This is a genomic window from Actinoplanes sp. NPDC004185 (genome assembly GCF_053603475.1).
This window is the reverse complement of the sequence record NZ_JBSGFR010000022.1, coordinates 50345-69874: the sequence shown is the minus strand read 5'-3', so window position 1 is coordinate 69874 and position 19530 is coordinate 50345. Positions and strand designations below refer to the sequence as shown.

At 72.2% G+C, this 19530-nt stretch carries 18 protein-coding genes; 12 read left to right on the top strand and 6 right to left on the bottom strand.

Annotated features, from left to right (window positions below; all coding sequences use genetic code 11):
* The first annotated feature begins 13 nt into the window (after positions 1-13).
* Positions 14-628: a GTP cyclohydrolase II gene (locus ACWEOZ_RS22940; RefSeq protein ID WP_451912717.1), complete on the top strand. Its 615-nt coding sequence runs from the start codon at positions 14-16 to the stop codon at positions 626-628.
* Positions 629-708: 80 nt separating this feature from the next.
* Entirely contained in the window at positions 709-1323 is a 615-nt protein-coding gene (locus ACWEOZ_RS22935; protein WP_451912716.1) for a M15 family metallopeptidase, read from the top strand.
* Here the strand turns inward: ACWEOZ_RS22935 and ACWEOZ_RS22930 are convergent.
* Entirely contained in the window at positions 1320-2114 is a 795-nt protein-coding gene (locus ACWEOZ_RS22930; protein WP_451912715.1) for a class I SAM-dependent methyltransferase, read from the bottom strand. The two genes, ACWEOZ_RS22935 and ACWEOZ_RS22930, sit on opposite strands and share 4 nt — an antisense overlap.
* Positions 2115-2225: 111 nt before the next feature.
* Here ACWEOZ_RS22930 and ACWEOZ_RS22925 point away from each other — a divergent pair, with 111 nt between their 5' ends.
* Both ACWEOZ_RS22925 and ACWEOZ_RS22920 read left to right on the top strand, forming a co-directional pair.
* Positions 2226-3248: an aspartate-semialdehyde dehydrogenase gene (locus ACWEOZ_RS22925; protein WP_451912714.1), complete on the top strand. Its 1023-nt coding sequence runs from the start codon at positions 2226-2228 to the stop codon at positions 3246-3248.
* A gap of 146 nt (positions 3249-3394) precedes the next feature.
* Positions 3395-3598 (top strand): hypothetical protein, encoded by a 204-nt coding sequence (locus tag ACWEOZ_RS22920; RefSeq protein ID WP_203771379.1) that lies wholly within the window; start codon positions 3395-3397, stop codon positions 3596-3598.
* Between the two features lie 242 nt (positions 3599-3840).
* Here the strand turns inward: ACWEOZ_RS22920 and ACWEOZ_RS22915 are convergent, their stop codons facing one another.
* On the bottom strand, positions 3841-4980 hold the full coding sequence (locus ACWEOZ_RS22915) for a hypothetical protein (RefSeq protein WP_451912713.1): 1140 nt from the start codon (positions 4978-4980) through the stop codon (positions 3841-3843).
* Here ACWEOZ_RS22915 and ACWEOZ_RS22910 point away from each other — a divergent pair.
* Positions 4979-5131, top strand: a complete 153-nt coding sequence (locus tag ACWEOZ_RS22910) for a hypothetical protein (RefSeq protein WP_451912712.1) — start codon at positions 4979-4981, stop codon at positions 5129-5131. The two genes, ACWEOZ_RS22915 and ACWEOZ_RS22910, sit on opposite strands and share 2 nt — an antisense overlap.
* Positions 5132-5215: 84 nt before the next feature.
* On the top strand, positions 5216-6748 hold the full coding sequence (locus ACWEOZ_RS22905) for an RNB domain-containing ribonuclease (protein WP_451912711.1): 1533 nt from the start codon (positions 5216-5218) through the stop codon (positions 6746-6748).
* A gap of 64 nt (positions 6749-6812) precedes the next feature.
* Here ACWEOZ_RS22905 and ACWEOZ_RS22900 read toward each other — a convergent pair whose 3' ends face one another.
* The 3 genes from ACWEOZ_RS22900 to ACWEOZ_RS22890 all read right to left on the bottom strand — a co-directional run bounded on the left by ACWEOZ_RS22900 (position 6813) and on the right by ACWEOZ_RS22890 (position 10095).
* The gene (locus ACWEOZ_RS22900; RefSeq protein WP_451912710.1) at positions 6813-7262 is read right to left on the bottom strand and encodes a VOC family protein; all 450 of its coding nucleotides are present in this window, start codon (positions 7260-7262) and stop codon (positions 6813-6815) included.
* A gap of 49 nt (positions 7263-7311) precedes the next feature.
* On the bottom strand, positions 7312-8142 hold the full coding sequence (panB, locus tag ACWEOZ_RS22895) for a 3-methyl-2-oxobutanoate hydroxymethyltransferase (protein ID WP_451912709.1): 831 nt from the start codon (positions 8140-8142) through the stop codon (positions 7312-7314).
* A gap of 156 nt (positions 8143-8298) precedes the next feature.
* Positions 8299-10095 carry an NAD+ synthase gene (locus tag ACWEOZ_RS22890; RefSeq protein ID WP_451912708.1) on the bottom strand — a complete coding sequence of 599 codons (1797 nt, stop codon included), beginning with the start codon at positions 10093-10095 and terminating at the stop codon, positions 8299-8301.
* Positions 10096-10261: 166 nt separating this feature from the next.
* Here ACWEOZ_RS22890 and ACWEOZ_RS22885 point away from each other — a divergent pair, with 166 nt between their 5' ends.
* Positions 10262-11614 carry a glutamine synthetase family protein gene (locus tag ACWEOZ_RS22885; protein WP_451912707.1) on the top strand — a complete coding sequence of 451 codons (1353 nt, stop codon included), beginning with the start codon at positions 10262-10264 and terminating at the stop codon, positions 11612-11614.
* Between the two features lie 83 nt (positions 11615-11697).
* Positions 11698-12123 (top strand): DUF350 domain-containing protein, encoded by a 426-nt coding sequence (locus tag ACWEOZ_RS22880; protein WP_451912706.1) that lies wholly within the window; start codon positions 11698-11700, stop codon positions 12121-12123.
* A gap of 43 nt (positions 12124-12166) precedes the next feature.
* Here the strand turns inward: ACWEOZ_RS22880 and ACWEOZ_RS22875 are convergent, their stop codons facing one another.
* Entirely contained in the window at positions 12167-13330 is a 1164-nt protein-coding gene (locus ACWEOZ_RS22875) for a low temperature requirement protein A (protein WP_451912705.1), read from the bottom strand.
* Between the two features lie 38 nt (positions 13331-13368).
* On the opposite strand from ACWEOZ_RS22875, the gene ACWEOZ_RS22870 reads away from it, so the two are divergent.
* The 4 genes from ACWEOZ_RS22870 to ACWEOZ_RS22855 all read left to right on the top strand — a co-directional run bounded on the left by ACWEOZ_RS22870 (position 13369) and on the right by ACWEOZ_RS22855 (position 19464).
* The gene (locus ACWEOZ_RS22870) at positions 13369-13815 is read left to right on the top strand and encodes a GNAT family N-acetyltransferase (RefSeq protein WP_451912704.1); all 447 of its coding nucleotides are present in this window, start codon (positions 13369-13371) and stop codon (positions 13813-13815) included.
* Between the two features lie 61 nt (positions 13816-13876).
* Positions 13877-14662, top strand: a complete 786-nt coding sequence (locus ACWEOZ_RS22865; protein ID WP_451912703.1) for a type 1 glutamine amidotransferase — start codon at positions 13877-13879, stop codon at positions 14660-14662.
* Between the two features lie 91 nt (positions 14663-14753).
* A complete protein-coding gene (locus ACWEOZ_RS22860; RefSeq protein ID WP_451912702.1) occupies positions 14754-17789 on the top strand; it encodes a bifunctional [glutamine synthetase] adenylyltransferase/[glutamine synthetase]-adenylyl-L-tyrosine phosphorylase in 3036 nt (1011 codons plus the stop codon).
* Positions 17782-19464 (top strand): hypothetical protein, encoded by a 1683-nt coding sequence (locus tag ACWEOZ_RS22855; protein ID WP_451912701.1) that lies wholly within the window; start codon positions 17782-17784, stop codon positions 19462-19464. The genes ACWEOZ_RS22860 and ACWEOZ_RS22855 overlap by 8 nt, the downstream gene beginning before the upstream one ends.
* Positions 19465-19530: the final 66 nt, after the last annotated feature.

The window sequence follows — 19530 nt, the reverse complement described above, 5'->3', positions numbered from 1 at the left end:
TGAGGGAGCTGTCATGTCTTTGGGTATTCGCAGCCGGGTCTCCGTGCCGCTGAAGTTCGCGGACGGATACGTCACCACGGCCGAGGTGATCACCTTCGACGGGCTCGCCGACGGCAAGGAGCACCTCGCGCTCGCCCTCGGCGACGCCTTCGGGGCCGAGGTGCCGCTCGTCCGCCCGCACTCCGAGTGCCTCACCGGCGACGTGTTCGGCTCCGAGCGCTGCGACTGCGGCCCGCAGCTGCGCGAGGCCGTCGAACGGATCGCCGGCGTCGGAGGCTTCCTGCTCTACCTGCGCCAGGAGGGCCGGGGCATCGGGCTCTACGCCAAGCTCGACGCGTACGCGCTGCAGGACCTGGGCCTGGACACGTACGAGGCGAACCGGGCACTCGGGCACGCCGACGACGAACGGGACTACACCGCCGCGGCGCAGATGCTGACCGCTCTCGGAGCCGGCCCGGTCGACCTGCTCACCAACAACCCCGACAAGCCGGCCCAGCTGCGGTCGTTCGGGGTCGACGTCCGCGAGGTGGTGCCGACCCACGTGCACGCCTCCGCCGCCAACGTGCGCTACCTGCAGGCCAAGGTCGCGCACACCGCGCACACCATCGACCTGCCCCTGGCGGTCTGACTTCCGGTTTCCGCTCAGTCATATTTCCGGAGCGCCGAACGGTAGGGCGACATGCCGTAGGAGCACGGAGGTACTTCGCTGTGGGGATCGAGGCCGTCAACAGCCGGATCGCGGACATCCAGAGCCGGATCATCGCGATGCAGACCCAGCAGGCCACGGCGGCCAAGACGTCGTCGGCCGCGTCGACCGACCCCGCGTCGGGCGGCAGCTTCGCCACCGCGCTCGCGGACGCCATGGGCACCCAGTCACCGGCGGCGTCCGCGGGCCCGGCCAAGTCGTACTCGCTGAACAGCAAGGGGATCCCGACCGAGCTGGTCGGCTACGGCAACGGCAAGATCCCCGCCACCGCGTTGGAGAAGGTCGGCAACACCAACCACAAGCTGTGGGCGCCGGCGGCCGAGTCGCTCAACAAGATGATCGGTGATGCCAAGGCGCAGGGTGTGACCATCGGGATCACCGACTCCTACCGTTCGTATTCCGAGCAGGTCGACGTCGCCCGCCGCAAGGGCCTCTACTCCCAGGGCGGGCTGGCGGCCAAGCCCGGCACCAGCGAACACGGCTGGGGCATGGCCACCGACCTCGACCTGAACAACAAGGCGCAGGCGTGGATGCGGGCCAACGGCGAGAAGTACGGCTTCGTGGAGAACACGCCGCGGGAGCCGTGGCACTGGGCGTACAAGCCGAAGTCGGTCTAAGCCGGCTTCTGCCAGAGCAGTTCGCCGTGCAGCAGTGACATCCAGCCGTCCGGGTGGGCGGCCCAGGCCCGCCACGCGTCGGAGACCCTCCGCAGGTCCGCACCCTGATCGGCGGCCTGCCGGGCCAGGTCGGACTCGAGGATGCGGTCGGCCCACATGCCGCCCCACCACTGGCGGTCCTCCGGCGTCGCGAAGCACCAGGTGCTCGAGGTCACGACCGGGTCGCTCAGCCCGGCGGCGTGGGCCCAGGACAGCAGCCGGCGTCCGGCGTCGGGCTCACCACCGTTGCTGTGGGCGATCCGGCGGTACAGGTCCAGCCAGTCGTCCAGCTCCGGCAGCTGGGGGAACCAGGCGAACGCCGCGTAGTCGCTGTCGCGTACCGCGACGACGCCGCCCGGCTTGGTCACCCGGCTCATCTCCCGCAGCGCGGTGACCGGGTCGCCGACGTGTTGCAGCACCTGGTGGGCGTGCACGACGTCGAACGTGTCGTCGGCGAAGTCCAGCGCGTGCACGTCGCCGACCGCGAAGTCGACGGTGTCCAGCCCGCGCCGGGCGATCTCGGCCCGGGCCAGGTCCAGCGCCGGCGCGGTGGGCTCCAGGGCGGTGACCCGCCCGGGTGTGACTTGCGTCGCGAGATCAGCGGTGAGGGTGCCGGGTCCGCACCCGATGTCCAGCAGGGTGTCGCCGGATTTCAGCCGTGGCAGCAGATACGCCGCCGAATTTTCTGCGGTGCGCCAGCGGTGCGAGCGCAGGACCGATTCGTGATGCCCGTGGGTATAGACAGCAGCCATGCCGCGAACGCTATGCCCGCGTCTCGTATATCGGGAGACTTTTCTTGCATATTGAGATGGAGCCGGATACCCGATTTCGTGTAGTGGCAGCCAGGCCGTAGTTTTGTGGCCATGAGGATCGGCATCGTAGGCGCGACGGGGCAGGTCGGCGGCGTCATGCGCCGCATCCTGGCCGAGCGCCAGTTTCCCGTAGACCAGCTCCGGCTCTTCGCCTCCGCCCGCTCCGCCGGGCGCACCCTGTCCTGGGGTGAGGGCGACGTGACCGTCGAGGACGCGGCCACGGCCGACTACCGCGGACTGGACATCGTCCTGTTCTCCGCGGGCAAGGGCAGCTCCAAGGAGTACGCCCCCAAGGTCGCCGAGGCGGGCGCTGTCGTGATCGACAACTCGTCGGCGTACCGGATGGACCCGGACGTCCCGCTCGTGGTGGCCGAGGTGAACCCGGACGCGATCGCCCAGCGCCCCAAAGGCATCATCGCCAACCCGAACTGCACGACGATGGCCGCGATGCCGGTGCTGCGCCCGCTGCACGACGAGGCCGAGCTGGTCGCGCTGGTCGCCACGACGTACCAGGCGGTCTCCGGCGCCGGGCTGGCCGGCGTGGCCGAGCTCGACGACCAGATCAAGAAGGTCGCCGACCGGGCCACCGAGCTCGCCTTCGACGGCAGTGCCGTCGAGTTCCCGGCGCCCCGCTCGTTCAGCCAGCCCATCGCCTTCAACGTTCTGCCGCTGGCCGGCTCGATCGTCGACGACGGCCTCGGCGAGACCGACGAGGAGCAGAAGCTCCGCAACGAGAGCCGCAAGATCCTGGGCATCCCCGGCCTCAAGGTCTCCGGCACCTGCGTGCGCGTGCCGGTCTTCACCGGTCACTCGCTGCAGGTGAACGCGCGCTTCGCGCGGCCGGTCAGCCCGCAGCGCGCGCGGGAGTTGCTCGCGTCGGCGCCCGGCGTGGAGCTGTCCGACGTCCCCACGCCGCTGCAGGCGGCCGGCCGGGACCCGACGTTCGTGGGACGCATCCGCGTCGACGAGACGGTCGACAACGGTCTCGCGCTGTTCCTCTCCAACGACAACCTGCGCAAGGGCGCGGCCCTGAACGCGGTCCAGGTCGCCGAGCTGGTGGCTGCCGCGCTCTGAGATCCCCGGCTCCGGCCCGTTCCACCCTTGGGTGGGGCGGGCTTTGTCGTTCCTTCGGGGAGTCTTTTCGACAATCCACTATGGAAAAACCGGGCTTTTTGCCTGAATCGGTAGCGCATGGTCGGTTTGAGGTGCACAGTGATTGCATGAACGACAGTGGGCCCGGCGGCGGCTACTTCTGGTGCCTCCGCCACAACCGGGTCGAGACCGGGGACGACGTGTGTCCTGCGCAGTACCGGCTCGGTCCGTATGCCTCCGCTGACGACGCCACGCGGGCGCTCGAGACCGTCGAGAAGCGCAATGCGGCGTGGGATGCCGAGGACGCCCGCTGGACCGGGGAGGTCAGCTAGGCCGGCTCGACCCCTGTGTCCAAGCCGGAATCCTGCAGTCTCCAGGCGGAGACGAGCCCGCAGTCATTCGCAAGGAGGAACTTCCCCATGGCCGTGCCCAAGAAGGCCCCGACCCGGGCCGCCACGACCGGCGCCAGAAGCGCGCGGGTCGCCGCGTCCCCGGCAGCTGCCAAGCCTGCCGCCAAGCCCGGTGCCAAGCCCGCCGCTGCCAAGCGGATTGCTGCTGCCAGTTCTGCCAATGGTCAGGCGGTTGCCGTGCGGTCCGCGGTCAAGGCTTCGTCTGCTGCCAAGCCGGTTTCTGCTGCCAAGTCGGTCAGCGCGGGCAAATCGGTTACCGCGGGCAAATCGGCTTCTGCCGCCAAGTCCGGTGCGGCCGGGAAGGCTCCGGCCAGTAAGACGACCGCCAAGAAGGCGCCGGCCACCAAGTCGGCCACGGCGCGGGCGGGCGCTGTGAAGCGGGCTTCCGGGGCGGCCAAGCCGGCTACCGCTGCGGCTGCGCGTTCTGGTGCGGCGGCTGGGAAGTCGTCGGCCGCTGCGCGGTCCGCGGGGGCCAAGTCGTCGGCTGTGAAGTCTGCGGGTGCCAAGGGCACCACGGCCGCGAAGTCCACCACGGCCGCGAAGTCTACGGCCGCGAAGTCCACGGCCGCGAAGTCGACGGCCGCGAAGTCGACGGCTGGGAAGTCTTCGGCGGCTGCGAAGTCCACGGCCTTGAAGTCCGGCACTGCCAAGTCCGGCACTGCCAAGTCCGGCACCGCCAAGTCCGGCGTCGGCACGTCCGCTGCCGCCAAGTCCACGGCGGCGAAGTCTGCGGCTGGGAAGTCTTCCGCGGCCGCGAAGTCGACCGCCAAGTCCGCTGCGGCGAGGTCGACGGCCGCGAATTCTTCCGCAGCGAAGTCTTCCGCGGGCAAGTCGGCGGCTGCCAAGCCGGCGCCGGCCAAGTCCGCCTCTGCGCGTTCGGCTTCTGTTCGTTCCGCTTCGGCCGGTGGGACGTCGGTTCGTTCTGCGGCTGCGAAGTCCACCGCGAAGTCCTCCGCCGCTAAGTCGCCGGCGGCTAAGTCGACCGCCGCTAAGTCGACTGCCGTCAAATCGACCGCAAGCAAGGCAACTGCTGCCAAGCCGACGACTGCCAAGTCGACGGGTGCGAAGGCTGGGGCTGGTAAGTCGGGCGCCGGTAAGACGACATCGGGTAAGGCCACCGGTGCCTCGTCCGCCGCGGGTAAGGCTTCCGCCGCGGTCAAGTCCGCCGTTAAGTCCGCCGCCTCGGCCAGGACCTCGGCCGGCGCGGCGAAGAAGGCCGCCGCTCGCAGCACCGGCAACGCCGCCGCCACCAAGGCCCGGACGACCATCGCCGGCAAGGCCGCCAACGCCAAGCCCGCCGGCATGACCAAGACGTCGGCCACCAACGCCGGCCGGGTCACCAAGCCCGCCACGGCTGCGGCCGCCCGTACCGCCACCGCCGGCAACAGCCGTCCCTCCGGGAACGGCCGCTCCACCGTCGCCGGCTCGGCCCGCAAGGCGACCGTCAAGCGCTGAACCCGGGCACACCAGGGCCGCGCCGATCACGGCGCGGCCCTTCTGCGTACCGGAATTGTCGGTGCGGCCTGGTAGGAATGACCCGTGCCGATCAAACGGGTGTGGGCGCCGCGCATCGACTTCTCCGTGCTGCGCCGCGAGCTCGAGTTACCTGCCGATTTCCCGGCCGACGCGATGCGGGAGGCGCAGGAGGCCGCGACCGCGGTCGCGCCGCCGGGCGTCGACCGCACCGACATCCCGTTCGTCACGGTGGATCCGGCCACCTCGCGCGACCTCGACCAGGCGATGGAGCTGACCCGCCGGTCCGGCGGCGGCTATCGGGTGCGCTACGCGATCGCCGACGTCGCCTCCTATGTGCGGCCGGGCGGGGCGCTCGAGGCCGAGACCTGGGTGCGCGGCCAGACCATCTACTTCCCGGACGGCAAGGTCCCGCTGCACCCGCCGGTGCTCAGCGAGGGCGCGGTGAGCCTGCTGCCCGACGCCGACCGCGCCGCGGTGCTGTGGACCATCGACCTGGACGCCGACGGCGAGATCACCGGCATCGCCCTGGAACGCGCGTGGGTGCGCAGCCGGGCCAAGCTCGACTACGCCGGCCTGCAAGCGGACGTCGACGCAGGCACCGCCCCCGAGCCGATCGCCCTGCTGCCCGAGCTGGGTGCGCTGCTGGCCCGCCGCGCGGCCGATCGCGGCGCGGTCAACCTGCCCCTGCCCGAGCAGGAGGTCGAGCAGAACGGCGACGGCTGGCAGCTGGTCCTGCGGGCGCCGCTGGCCGTCGAGGAGCACAACGCCCAGATCTCCCTGCTCACCGGCATGGCCGCCGCCACCCTGATGCTGCAGGGAAAGATCGGGCTCCTCCGCACCATGCCGCCGGCCCGCCCCGAGGCGGTGACCAAGCTCCGAGCGGCCGCCGCCTCCCTCGACGTCCCCTGGCCTTCCGGCGCCTCCGTCGGCGCGGTCGTGGCCTCCGTCGACCCGGCCAGCCCCCGCGGCGCCGCCTTCCTCAACCAGGCAGCCGAGCTGCTCCGCGGCGCCGGCTACACCGCCTTCGACCAGGAGACACCGGCAGAGACCGGCCACGGCGGCGTGGGCGCGCCCTACGCACACGTGACCGCACCACTGCGCCGGCTGGCCGACCGCTACGCGACGGAGGTGTGCCTGGCTCTGCACGAGGAGCGCGAGGTGCCGCCGTGGGCCCGCGAGGCCCTGCCGCGCCTCCCCAAGTGCATGGCGACGACAGACCGGGTTGCCTCAGCGGCCGACCGCGGCGCCGTGGGCCTCGCCGAAGCAGTGCTGCTCGCTCACCGGGTGGGGGAGACCTTCGAGGCCGGCGTGCTCGACGTCGACGAGGACCGCACCGGCGCGAAGGGTGGCCCGGACTCCGCCTCCGCAAAGCCCGACGGCCACCCCGCCGGCCCCGAGGCCGAGCCGGCTGCGGCCCCGAAGCCGAACGGACGCGACAAGCCGAACAACCGCCGTCCCCGAGGCGGCAAGGTCGCCATCGACGAACCGGCCGTCCAAGCCCGCTGCGTGGGCGAACTCCCTCTGGGCGACCGCATCCAGGTCCGCCTGACCCAGGCCGACCCCGAAACCAGAGAGGTCCTCTTCGAACGAATCTGACCCGCCCGCCGCGCCTTGAGCTGTGGATCGGCTGGACCAGCGCGGTGGTTGCCGCGACCCCGGGTCAGGGGAGTTGCGGGACGCCGGCCGGGTCCAGGGGCCAGGCCGGGTTGTGGGTGATCTCCCACAGGTGGCCGTCCGGGTCCGTGAAGTAGCCGAGATAGCCGCCCCACTCGGCCGCGCCGCCCGCCTTGACCAAGGTGGCTCCGGCCTGGACCGCTGAGCGCAGCGCCTCGTCCACCGCCGCCGGGCTCTCCACGTTGATCGCCAGCATCGTGCCGCGGAAGTCGGCGGCCGGGTTCGGCGGCGGCTGGCGGGGCGGCAGGCCCGCGTCCGCCGTCATGTCGTCCGTCGCGACCAGGGACAGCAGACCGCCGGCCGTGTGGAAGAAGCTGACCACGCCGGGCACCGAGGCCGTCGACAGCCGCCAGCCCAGGGACTCGTAGAACTCGGTGGCTCGGGCCACGTCGGCCACGCCGAGGGTGGCCAGGCTGACTCGGGCAGGAACGGACATGGCAGGAAGTCTGCCACTTGTCCGATCTTGCCCGGGCCGTACCCCTGGCTCAGAAGGTGTGTTCCTCCGCCGGGAACTCACCGCCGCGGACCTCGTCCGCGAACTGCCTGGTCGCCTCGGTCAGGATGCCCGACAGGTCGGCGTAGCGCTTCACGAAGCGTGGCGCCTTCCCCTCGCGCAGGCCCGCCATGTCCTGCCAGACCAGCACCTGCGCGTCCGTGTCCGGGCCCGCGCCGATGCCCACCGTCGGGATCGTCAGCTCCTTGGTGATCTGCTTGGCCACCTCGCCGGGCACCATCTCCAGCACCACCGCGAACGCGCCCGCCTCGGCCACCGCGCGGGCGTCGGCGATGACCTCCTCCGCGTCGCTGCCGCGGCCCTGCACGCGGTAGCCGCCGATGGTGTGCTCGCTCTGCGGGGTGAAGCCGATGTGCGCCATGACCGGGATGCCCGCGCCGGTGATCGCCCGGATCTGTTCCGCGGTGCGGCGGCCGCCCTCGAGCTTGACGGCGTGGGCGCCGCCTTCCTTCATGAAGCGGACCGCGGTGCGCAGCGCCTGCGTCGGGCCCTCCTCGTACGAGCCGAACGGCAGGTCGCCCACCACCAGAGCTGTCTTCGTCGCGCGGACCACTGCGCGTACCAGGGGAAGCAGCTCCTCCGTGGTGACCGGGAGGGTCGTCTCGTAGCCGAAGACGTTGTTGGCCGCGGAGTCGCCGACCAGCAGGACCGGGATGCCGGCGCGGTCGAAGATCGCGGCCGTGTACTGGTCGTACGACGTCAGCATCGGCCAGCGGTCGCCGCGTTCCTTCGCGGCGATCAGGTCGCGGGTGCGCACGCGGCGGGTGGCGGGGCCCCCGTACAGGGTGGGGATCTCGGACATCTCTGTCTCCTTCCCTCGAGGCCGCGGTGTGCGGTCCCCGGGTCTGCCCCAAATCGTCGCACCCGGCACGCCGCACCGGTCAGGGTTCAGTGGAGCCGGTCACACCCCTTCTCGGCTGAGTCAGCTGTTCCGCTCCGGCAGGCCTTCGCGGCTGAGTCAGCTGTTCCGCTCCGGCAGGCCTTCGCGGAAGCGGTTGGTGATCGGCAGGCGGCGGTCGCGGCCGAACGCCTTGATGGAGATCTTGGTGCCCGGCGCGGACTGCCGGCGCTTGTACTCGGCCAGGTCGACCATGCGCAGCACCCGGTCCACCAGGGCGGCGTCGTGGCCCGCCGCGATCAGGTCGTCGCGCCCCTGGTCGCCGTCGATGTAGCCGGCCAGGATCGCGTCCAGCAGGTCGTAGTCGGGCAGCGAGTCGCTGTCCACCTGACCCGGGCGCAGCTCCGCGCTCGGCGGCTTGGCGATCGAGTTCTCCGGGATGGGGGAGTCGGCCCGGGTGTTGCGCCAGCGGGCCAGCTTCCAGACCATCGTCTTCGGTACGTCCTTGAGCGGGTTGAAGCCGCCGACCGAGTCGCCGTACAGGGTCGAGTAGCCCACCGCCAGCTCGCTCTTGTTGCCCGTCGTCAGCACCAGGTGTCCTTCCTGGTTCGACAGGGCCATCAGGATGACGCCGCGGACCCTTGCCTGCAGGTTCTCCACCGCCAGGCCGGAGAGCGACATGTTGGCCAGGAAGGCGTCGACCATCGGCTGGATCGGCTCGCTGCGGTAGTCCAGGCCGGTGCGCTTGGCCAGGTCGGCCGCGTCGTCGCGGGAGTGGGTGGACGAGTAGCCGCTGGGCATCGAGACGCCCACCACGCGTTCCGGGCCGAGCGCGTCGACGGCGATCGCGGCGACCACCGCCGAGTCGATCCCGCCGGACAGGCCCAGCACGACCGAGCGGAAGCCGTTCTTCTCCACGTAGTCGCGCAGGCCCAGGGTGAGCGCCGACCAGATCTCCGCCTCGTCGTTGACCCGGTCCGCGATGCCGCCGACCGCCGGGCCGTCGGTGAGCGGGCGCAACGCTTCGGCGACCGTGACGCGGGTGATCTCCATGGTGTCGTTCGTGCGTTCCTCGACGCGGGGCGCCTCGGCGGCGGGGGCCGGGCCGGGCTCGTTCTCGACCGCGTCCGCCGCGGGCAGCTCCAGGTCGTGGATCAGCAGCTCAGAGGTGAACTGGCCGGCCCGGGTGAGCAGCTCGCCCGCGGCGGTGACGATCATCGAGTCGCCGTCGAAGACCAGCTCGTCCTGGCCGCCGACCATGTTCACGTACGCGATGGTCGCGCCCGCCTCGGCCGCCCGGCGCTTGACCAGCGGCAGCCGGATGTCGTCCTTGTTCAGCTCGTACGGCGAGGCGTTGATGTTGACGACCAGCCCGACGCCGGCCCGCCGGGCGGCGGCGAACGGACCGCCGGCCTGCCACAGGTCCTCACACACGGTGAGCCCGACGTCGACGCCGCCGACGCGAACCACCGTCAGCGAGTCGCCCGGCTCGAAATACCTGTCCTCGTCGAAGACGCCGTAGTTGGGCAGGTGGTGCTTGAAGTAGGTGGCGGCGATCCGGCCGCCGACGAGCAGCGCGGACGCGTCGCGCCGGCCGCTGCCGGGCACGGCGTCGGCGCTGGTCGGTGCGGGGCCGTCGGCGTCGACGTAACCCACCACCACGGCGATGTCGCCCAGGCCGTCCGCGGCCAGGTCGGCGGCCAGGGTACGCAGCGCGCTCTGCGACGCCCGCACGAACGAGTCCCGGAACACCAGGTCCTCGATCGGATAGCCGGTGAGCATCATCTCGGGGAAGGCGACCAGCTGAGCCCCGGCGTCGGCGGCCACCCGGGACCAGTGCCGGACAGCCGCGGCGTTGCCGGGGATGTCCCCGACGGTGGAGTTCACCTGGGCGAGAGCGACGCGCAACGAAGGCATGACGCTATTCTTCCCCAGCGTTGGCGACCCGTACCGCCGTCCCCTGCCGTACCGTCTGTGATCGGCGCCGGGCCTTACCCGGGGGCAGCCCGCGGGCCATGGTCAGCGTAATCTCGGCGTAACGGGACCGGGAGAGACTGAGCGCCGGCAAGTACGAGGGGTTGACGTGGACCGACAGCAGGAGTTCGTGCTTCGTACGCTCGAAGAGCGCGACATCCGTTTTGTCCGGCTTTGGTTCACCGACGTGCTCGGCACGCTCAAGAGCGTGTCGGTGGCGCCCGCGGAGCTGGAGTCCGCCTTCGAGGAGGGCATCGGCATCGACGGCTCGGCCATCGAGGGCTTCGCCCGGGTCTCCGAGTCCGACATGGTCGCCATGCCCGACCCCACCACGTTCCAGGTCTTCCCGTTCGAGGGCGGCGCCAGCGGCGAGAGCGCCCGGATGTTCTGCGACATCCTGCTGCCCGACGGCAGCGCCGCGTGGGCCGACCCGCGGCACGTGCTGCGCCGCATGCTCGCCAAGGCGGCCGAGAAGGGCTTCACCTTCTACACCCACCCCGAGGTCGAGTTCTTCCTCGTCCAGGACGGCCCGCTGGACGGCTCGGTGCCCGTGCCGGTCGACGGCGGCGGCTACTTCGACCACACCACGCACTCGGTCGCCCGCGACTTCCGGCGCCAGGCCGTGCTCGCGCTGGAGCGGATCGGCATCTCCGTCGAGTTCAGCCACCACGAGGTCGCCCCCGGCCAGCAGGAGATCGACCTGCGGTACGCGGACGCGCTGACCACCGCCGACAACATCATGACCTTCCGGCACGTCGTCAAGGAGGTCGCGCTCTCCCAGGGCGTACGCGCGACGTTCATGCCGAAGCCGTACACGGACCAGCCGGGCAGCGGCATGCACACGCACCTGTCGCTGTTCGAGGGCGAGCGCAACGCCTTCCACGACGCCGAGGACCCGTTGAAGCTGTCGAAGACGGCCCGCGCGTTCATCGCCGGCCTGCTCGTGCACGCCCGGGAATACACCGCCGTCACCAACCAGTGGGTCAACTCCTACAAGCGGCTGTTCCCGATGCAGCTGCCCGACCGGATCACCGAGTCGCCGGCCTTCGTGAGCTGGGGTGCGCTGAACCGTTCCGCGCTGGTGCGGGTGCCCGCCTTCGGCAAGCCCAACTCGGCCCGGGTCGAGGTGCGCTCGCTGGACTCGGCGACCAACCCGTACCTGGCCTTCGCGGTCATGCTCGGGGCCGGCCTCAAGGGCATCGAGGAGGGCTACGAGCTGCCCCCGGGCGCCGAGGACGACGTCTGGTCGCTGTCGCCGGCCGAGCGCAAGGCGGCCGGCTATGACGCCCTCCCGGAGAACCTGGCCGAGGCGATCGACGTGATGGCCAAGTCGGAGCTGATCCCCGAGGTGCTGGGCGAGCACGTCTTCGACTTCTTCCTGCGCAACAAGCGGCAGGAGTGGGAGCAGTACCGTCGCGAGGTGACGCCGTACGAGCGTCAGCGCTATCTCGGCGCCCTCTGATATCCACAATCGGCCCGGCGGTGGATCACCGGAGTGCCCTGGTCCGATACGGTGCCCTCTGACGTCGTGACGAGGGAGAAGCCGTGCTGGAAGATCTGCTTGAGGGTGCCGGGCGCAGCATTGTGTTCGGCCTGGTCGGTATCGGCCTGATGGCCGTCGGCTTTCTGCTGGTCGACCTGCTGACCCCGGGCAAGCTGCGGGACCTGATCTGGGTGGACCGCAACCCGAACGCCGCTCTGCTGCTCGCGGCCAATCAGGTCGGCATCGCGCTGATCGTCTTCACGGCGATCTTCACCAGCTATGACTCGTTCGGCCGGGGCCTCGCGTCCACGGTGATCTTCGGTCTGCTGGGCATCGGCGTCATGGCGGCGGCGTTCATCGTGCTCGACTGGATGACCCCCGGCAAGCTGGGCGAGGTCATCTGCACCCCGGACCGGCACCCGGGGGCCACGGTCAGCGCGGCCTCGCACTTCGGCGCGGCGCTGATCGTCTGCGCCTGCATCGCCTGACCCGGCTCGCCGGGGCAGCGCCGGCCGGCGGTACCCCGGGTTCTCAGGAGCCCGGGGTACGCCCGAAGTCGCTGATCGCCGTGCTGCCGCTGCGCCGCATGGTCGGCAGGTCCTCGATGATCGCGGCCGCGGCCATGATCAGCGGGATCGCGGCGAGCTGGGCCACCGCCACCACATGGCCGAGCGGGATCGTCGCCAGCACGACCAGCGCGGCCACGACGCGGTGCCGCCAGCCGCCGATGCCGAGCCGTAGCAGAAAGCCCGCGTGCCCGAGCTGGTAGATCGCGACCCCGCCGGCCAGGGCGATCGCCTCGCCCCAGTGCAACGGCTCGAAGGCGTGCCCGACCGTCTTCTTGACCCCGACGGCCAGCACGACCACGCCGAGCAGCATCACGTAGTGCGCGTAACCCCAGCCGTCGAGCGCGAGCCGGGCGCGCCGGCGTGGATCGGTCGTGCCGGCCAGGACGTGCTCGGAGCGGTCGTTGTCGCCGGCGAAGTAGATCCACCACAGGTAGTAGGCGATGCAGAGGCCCAGGACCGCCACCAGGATCGCGCCGCCGCCGAGGTGGACCCCGCGGAAGCCGAGCCCGATGGCGACGATCGACTCGCCGATCGCGACGATCATCACCAGGCCGTGCCGCTCGACGAAGTGCCCGGCCAGGATCGAGTGCATCTCGATGTCGTGCACGTAACCGGCGGCGATCTGCACCAGCGGCGCGGCGATCCAGCACAGGTGCCGGTACGGCTCGGGCAGCAGCCCACCGGCCAGCACCAGCAGGGCGGCCAGGATGTTGAGCGGGGCCAGCTGCCGCATCGCCCTGCGCGCCGCGGGACCGGCCTGCAGGAACAGCGCCGAGTGGACCAGGTTCACCACGAGATAGCTGACGCCGAAGAGCCAGCCGTACTCACCGAAGGCCTCGGGCACCGCCAGGGCCATCACCAGGAAGCCGGCCATGCCGGCCAGCAGCAGGGTGCGCCGGACGGAGCTGTTCGGGGCGACCGCGTTGGTGAGCCAGGCGTACCCCGAATACATCCACCAGATGACGAAGAGCATCAGCATCACGTCGCCCAGGACGGCCAGGGTGACGTGCTCGGCGAGCGTCTCGGTCAGCTGGGTGATCGTGAAGACGAAGACGAGGTCGAAGAAGAGCTCCAACGTCGACACGCGGACCCCGGACTCCGGCGCGGCGGTGGCTGATTCCGTCATGGCCCGCAGCCTAGGGGCCGGGGTGGAATTGCGGGAGGATGCCGGGCGTGGATCTCACCCTCGAAGCCGTGACCGCCGCCAACTGGCGGTCCTGTGCCGCCCTCACCGTGCATGCTGACCAGCAGGAGTTCGTCAACGCCGTCACTTACTACCTCTGCCTGTGCCACTACGGCGACACCTGGCAGCCGCTCGCCGCCGTCCGCGACGGGGAGGTCGTCGGCTTCTGCATCTGGGGGATCGACGACGACCGCAGCCGGTGGATCGGCGGGGTGGTGGTGGACGCCGCCCGTCAGCGCACCGGGATCGGCCGGGCCATGATCGGCGCGCTGCTGGAACGGCTGGCCGCCGACCCGGACTGCCCGAACGTCGCCCTCAGCTACTCGCCGGACAACCAGGCCGCCCGGGCGCTCTACGCCTCGCTGGGCTTCGTCGAGACCGGGGAGATGGAGGACGACGAGGTCGTGGCCCGCTGGACGAGATCGTGAACACCGACCGGGAACGGGTGGGCCGGGGGCCGGTGTCGGTCCCACCCGATAGCCTCGGAGCGTGGGTACAGCGCTGGTAATCGAGAACGACCCGTCCGACGACCTCCGCAGGCTGGGTGAGTGGCTCACCGAGGCCGGCCTGGAGCTGACCGTCGTGCGCCCGCACGCGGGTGACCCGCTGCCCGAGACGCTGGACGAGCACCTGGCCCTGATCGTGCTCGGCGGCGACCAGAGCGCCTATCCGAACGCCGCCGGCGATCCGGGCGCGCCGTGGTTTCCGGCGGTGGAGGGGCTGCTGCGCAAGGCGGTCCGCCACCACGTGCCGACGCTCGGGGTCTGCCTCGGCGGGCAGCTGCTCGCGACGGCGCACGGCGGCCTGGTCGAGCGCAGCACCTCCGGCCCCGAGATCGGGCCCGGCCTGGTCGGCCGGCGTGACGCGGCGGACGGCGACCCGCTGTTCAAGTACGTGCCGCTGCTGCCCGACGTGGTGCAGTGGCACAGCGACGAGATCACCGAGCTGCCCATCGGCGCCGTGCTGCTGGCCGCCTCGTCACGGTATCCGCACCAGGCGTTCCGGCTCGGCGACCGCGCGTGGGGCCTGCAGTTCCACATCGAGTGCGACGCCGAGATGATCGCCGACTGGACCAGGACGGACGTGGCGGCGCTCGACGAGCTCGGTTACGACGCCGAGGCGGTCGTGGCGGCCACCGCCGAGATCCTGCCCGACGTCGAGGAGGTCTGGCAGCCGTTCGCAGCCCGGTTCGCGGCGCTCGCCCTCGGCACACTCCCGGACGCCGACATTCCCAATCCGGGGACCATCCGCACGCTCCCGCTGCTGGGGCAGTAGGCATGACCGCCTGCACCGAGCGGCACCGGGCTGCGGCGAACGACGGCCTCGTAGGCGAGGGCCAGAAGGGCCTGCCGAAGGAGGGCACAGCATGACCAGGCCCAGCCGGCTGGCCCGGTACGGCTTCGCCGACAACGGCACCCGCGCCGCCGATCTGCTCGGCCCCGGTGGCCTGCGGCTGTGGGACGCCGAGGCGCAGGCCCCGGTCGACGGCGACGCGGGTGAGCTGATCCACGCCCTGTCCCGGGCCGCCGATCCCACCCTCGCCCTGCGCCAGCTGCACCGGATGGTCGACGCGGTGGCCCGGGCGGCCCAGCGCGGCAGCGGCGGCCCGGTGACCGGGCCCGGCGAGGAGATCTCCGACAGCCCGGCGGCCGACGCCGTCCTGCACGCCGTCTACACCGACGCCGGGCTGCGGCGCCGGCTGATCGCGGTGCTCGGCGCCTCCTCCGCGCTGGGCGATCACCTCGTCGCCAACCCCGACCAGTGGCGGGTGCTCGCCACCGGCAAGACCGGCCTGCCGCCGAACGCCGAGGGACACCTGGAGTTCGGAGACTCGACGGGGGAGGGGCCGCCGACCGTCCCGCTGCTGCGTACGGCGTACAGGATGGCCCTGTTGCGGATCGTCGCGGCCGACCTGACCGGCGGCCGGGGGCTGGAGCCGACCATGGCGGCGCTGTCCCGGCTGGCCGACGAGACCCTCGCGGCGGCGTACGCGATCGCGCTCGCCGGTCTGCCCGCGAGCACCGCCCCTCCGCGGCTGGCGGTCGTCGCGATGGGCAAATGCGGCGGCTACGAGCTGAACTACGTGTCCGACGTGGACGTCATCTTCGTGGCCGCCGGCGACGAGGACCTCAGCGCGGGCACCACCGTCGCGGCCCGGCTCATCGAGGTCTGCGGGCAGGTGGCCTGGCCGGTCGACGCCGCGCTGCGCCCGGAGGGCAACCGTGGTCCGCTGGTCCGCACCCTGGCCAGCCACCAGGCGTACTACCGCCGCTGGGCCCGAACGTGGGAGTTCCAGGCGCTGCTCAAGGCCCGTCCGGCCGCCGGTGACCTGGACCTGGCGGCCGAGTGGATCGACGACCTGGCCCCGCTGGTCTGGCACGCCGCCGAGCGTCCCGAGGCGGTCGAGGACGTCCGGGACATGCGCCGCAAGATCATCGACAACGTGCCGGCCCGCGAGGTCGAGCGCGAGATCAAGCGCGGTCCCGGTGGCCTGCGCGACATCGAGTTCGCGGTGCAGTTGCTGCAGCTCGTGCACGGCCGGATCGACGAGAGTCTGCGCGAGCCCGGCACCCTGCCCGCGCTGCGCGCGCTGGTGGCGGGCGGCTATGTGGGCCGCGAGGACGGCGAGACGCTGCTGCGCGGTTACCGCTTCCTGCGCAGCGTCGAGCACCGGCTGCAGCTGCAGAATCTGCGGCGTACGCACACTGTGCCGGACGATCCGAAGGCGCTGCGCTGGCTCGCCGCCGCGCTGGGCTACAAGGCCGTGGCCGGGCGCGACGCGGTCGAGGCGTTCCGCTCCGACTGGGTCGCGCACGCCTCGCACGTCCGGCGACTGCACGCCAAGCTGCTCTATCAGCCGCTGCTGGAGGCGGTCGCCCGGGTGCCGGCCGAGGCGCTGCGGATGACCCCCGAGTCGGCCGGTCGCCGGCTGGAGATCCTCGGCTTCGCCGACCCGGCCGGGGCGCTGCGCCACCTGCAGTCGCTGACCGGCGGGGTCAGCCGTACGGCGGCGATCCAGCGCACGCTGCTGCCGATGCTGCTGCAGGACTTCGCGGACTCACCCGAGCCCGACCGCGGCCTGCTCAACTACCGGCACGTGTCGGAGAAGCTGGGCACCACCCCCTGGTATCTGCGCCTGCTGCGCGACGGCGGCCCGGTGGCGCGCCGGCTGGCGCGGGTGCTGAGCCTGTCCCGGTACGCCACCGACCTGCTCACCCGCGACCCGGAGGCGCTGCGGCTGCTCGCCGACGACGCCGAGCTCCAGCCGCGGCCCCGCGACGTGCTGCGCGACGGCTTCATCGCCGCCGCCGACCGGCACCTGGATGCCGGGGCCACCGACGCGACCAAGGCCATCACCGCCGTGCGGGCCCTGCGCCGCCGGGAGCTGTTCCGGCTGGCCTGCGCCGACATCCTCAGCCGGGCCGGCGAGCTGGCCCCGGCGCACCCGCTGGACGTGCACGCGATCGGCATCGCGCTCTCCGACGTCGCCGACGCGACGCTGGGTGCGGCGCTGCACGCCGCCCGGCGGGTGCATCCCGGCCCGGAGGGACTGCGGTTCGCGGTCATCGGCATGGGCCGGCTCGGCGGGTACGAGCTGAGCTACCCGTCCGACGCCGACGTGCTGTTCGTCTACGCCCCGCCGGAGGGCATGTCCGACGGACAGGCCAGCGCGTCGGCGCACGCCATCGCGGAGGAGATGCGCCGTACCCTGGGCGCCCCCGCGCCCGACCCGCCGCTCGGTGTCGATGCCGACCTGCGCCCGGAGGGCCGGCAAGGCCCGCTGGTGCGCAGCCTCAACGCCTACGCGCAGTACTACGCCCGCTGGTCGAAGGTCTGGGAGTCGCAGGCGTTGCTGCGGGCCCGGTTCGTGGCCGGCGACGCGGAGCTGGGCCGCGAGTTCGAGCAGCTCGCCGACGGGATGCGTTATCCCAGCGGGGGTCTGACCCGCGAGCAGGTGATCGAGATCCGCCGGATCAAGGCGCGGGTGGAGACCGAGCGGCTGCCCCGCGGCGCGGACCCGAACACCCACACCAAACTCGGCCGCGGCGGCCTCGCCGACGTGGAATGGGCGGTGCAGCTGCTGCAGCTGCGCCACGGGTACGCCCTCCCGGCGCTGCGCATGACCCGCACTCTCGAGGCGTTGTCGGCAGAGCTGCGGGGCAAGCTGATCGACAAGGTCGACGCGGCGGCGATGACCGCGGGCTGGACCCTGGCCGCCCAGGTCCGCAACGCGCTCACCCTGGTCCGCGGCCGCCCCACGGATCAGCTGCCCCGGCACGGCGTGGAACTGGCCGGGGTGGTGCTGCTGCTCGGCGGCGGCGACCCGGGCGAGTTCGTGGACCGGTATCTGCGCATCACCCGCCGCTCGCGGGCGGCGATGGAGCGCGTCCTCGATGCCTGAGGAGCAACGGCGCGGGCTCCTGCGGGTGCTGGCGCCGACGCTCGGCGCCGCGCTGGTGCTGGCCGGCGCGTTCCTGCTGGCGCCCCGGATGGGCACCGACCTGGCGGCGCAGCAGGCCCGGGCGGACTTCTTCGCCGGTCACGGCTGGGCGCCGGTCGATTTCGGCTGGTACGGCGGGGTCGGCCAGTTCGGCTACAGCCTGCTGACGGCGCCGCTGGGATCGCTGATCGGGATGCGGCTGCTCGGGGCGCTGGCCGCGGTGGTCGCGTCGGTCCTGTTCGGGTGGCTGCTGTGGCGCACCGGGGTGCGGCGGCCGGTGGCGGGTGCGCTGATCGGCGTCCTGGTCTTCACCGCCAACCTGGCCAGCGGCCGGGTCACCTTTGCGGTGGGCCTGGCCCTCGCGGTGGCCGCCCTGTGCGCCGCAGCCGCCGCCGGGGCGCCGCCGGCCGCCGCCGGGCCGTCGGCAGGTGAGCCGGAGCCGCCCAGAGCCGAGCCGGATCCGGGACGGCCTCGGCCCCAACCCCGGCCGGGACGGCGGTGGCGGATCGTCGCCGTGTTCGCGTTGGGCGCGCTCGCGACCTGGGCCAGCCCCGTCGCCGGCCTCTTCGCCGGGCTGGCGGGTGCCGCCCTCCTGCTCACCGGCCCAATCCGGGCCGGCCTCCGGTCCTGGCGTCCCGACGCGCACTGGCCCCAAGCCTTGGCCCTCTGCCTGGGTCCGGCGCTGGCCCTCGCCCCGATGGCCCTGCTCTTCGGCAACGGCGGCCGCCAGCCCTTCACCGCCGAGTCCATGAAGATCCACGTCGCGCTGGCCGTGCTCGTCGCCGTTGTCGTTCCGCCGCGCTGGCTCGCCGTGCGGATCGGGGCGGCGCTGACCGTCGTGCTGCTGCTCGGCGCGTTCTATCTGCCCAGCCCGATCGGGTCCAATGCGCTGCGGCTGCCCATGCTCTTCACGATCCCCGTGCTCGCCGCCGTGGCCGGGTTCGGCCGGGTGAGACTGGCCCTGCTGCTCGTGGCCGTCTTCTGGTGGCAGCCGTTCGTGGTCACCGGCGACCTCGGCCGCGCGGGGTCGCCCGAGTCGCGTCCCGCCTTCCACCAGCCGCTGGTCGACGAGCTGGCCCGCCGGGAACCGGGCCGGATCGAGGTGGTCCCGCTGCGCGACCATTGGGAATCCGTGTACGCCGCCGCGCAGGTCCCGCTGGCCCGCGGCTGGGAACGCCAGGTCGACACGGACCGCAACGCCCTCTTCTACCGCGACGTCCTCTCCCCGCAGGACTATGTCGCCTGGCTGCGCGCCAACGCCGTCACCTACGTGGCCATCGCCCCCGGCGCGGTGCCCGACCGGTACGCCCGCACCGAGTCCGCCCTGGTCCTCAACGGATTGCCGGAGCTGCGCCCGGTGTGGCAGAACGACACCTGGCGCCTGTACGAGGTCACCGACGCGCAGCCATTGGTGTCGGTGCCGGCCGAGCTCGCGCGCAGTGACCGCGGCGGCGTCACCGTGCGCGTCCCGGCGCGCGCCGACGTGCTGGTCCGCGTGCGCTGGTCGCGCTGGCTGAGCGTGCGGGGGCCGGGCGCCTGCCTGGCTCCCGGACCCGACGGCTGGACGGAGCTGCGCGTCACCACTCCGGGTGAGTTCCGGCTCACCAGCTCGCTGCGGCCCGGACCGGCGTGCTGAGCGCAGGCCGATGGGTACGCTGACGCGCATGCCACGGTCACGAGGGGTCCGCACGAGGCCGTTGTC

Coding starts and splice junctions, on each gene's coding strand:
- ACWEOZ_RS22940 (WP_451912717.1), top strand. CDS start 14: ATGTCTTTGGGTATTCGCAGCCGGGTCTCCGTGCCGCTGAAGTTCGCG.
- ACWEOZ_RS22930 (WP_451912715.1), bottom strand. CDS start 2,114: ATGGCTGCTGTCTATACCCACGGGCATCACGAATCGGTCCTGCGCTCG.
- ACWEOZ_RS22925 (WP_451912714.1), top strand. CDS start 2,226: ATGAGGATCGGCATCGTAGGCGCGACGGGGCAGGTCGGCGGCGTCATG.
- ACWEOZ_RS22920 (WP_203771379.1), top strand. CDS start 3,395: ATGAACGACAGTGGGCCCGGCGGCGGCTACTTCTGGTGCCTCCGCCAC.
- ACWEOZ_RS22910 (WP_451912712.1), top strand. CDS start 4,979: ATGACCAAGACGTCGGCCACCAACGCCGGCCGGGTCACCAAGCCCGCC.
- ACWEOZ_RS22915 (WP_451912713.1), bottom strand. CDS start 4,980: ATGCCGGCGGGCTTGGCGTTGGCGGCCTTGCCGGCGATGGTCGTCCGG.
- ACWEOZ_RS22900 (WP_451912710.1), bottom strand. CDS start 7,262: ATGTCCGTTCCTGCCCGAGTCAGCCTGGCCACCCTCGGCGTGGCCGAC.
- panB (WP_451912709.1), bottom strand. CDS start 8,142: ATGTCCGAGATCCCCACCCTGTACGGGGGCCCCGCCACCCGCCGCGTG.
- ACWEOZ_RS22890 (WP_451912708.1), bottom strand. CDS start 10,095: ATGCCTTCGTTGCGCGTCGCTCTCGCCCAGGTGAACTCCACCGTCGGG.
- ACWEOZ_RS22875 (WP_451912705.1), bottom strand. CDS start 13,330: ATGACGGAATCAGCCACCGCCGCGCCGGAGTCCGGGGTCCGCGTGTCG.
- ACWEOZ_RS22870 (WP_451912704.1), top strand. CDS start 13,369: ATGCCGGGCGTGGATCTCACCCTCGAAGCCGTGACCGCCGCCAACTGG.
- ACWEOZ_RS22860 (WP_451912702.1), top strand. CDS start 14,754: ATGACCAGGCCCAGCCGGCTGGCCCGGTACGGCTTCGCCGACAACGGC.
- ACWEOZ_RS22855 (WP_451912701.1), top strand. CDS start 17,782: ATGCCTGAGGAGCAACGGCGCGGGCTCCTGCGGGTGCTGGCGCCGACG.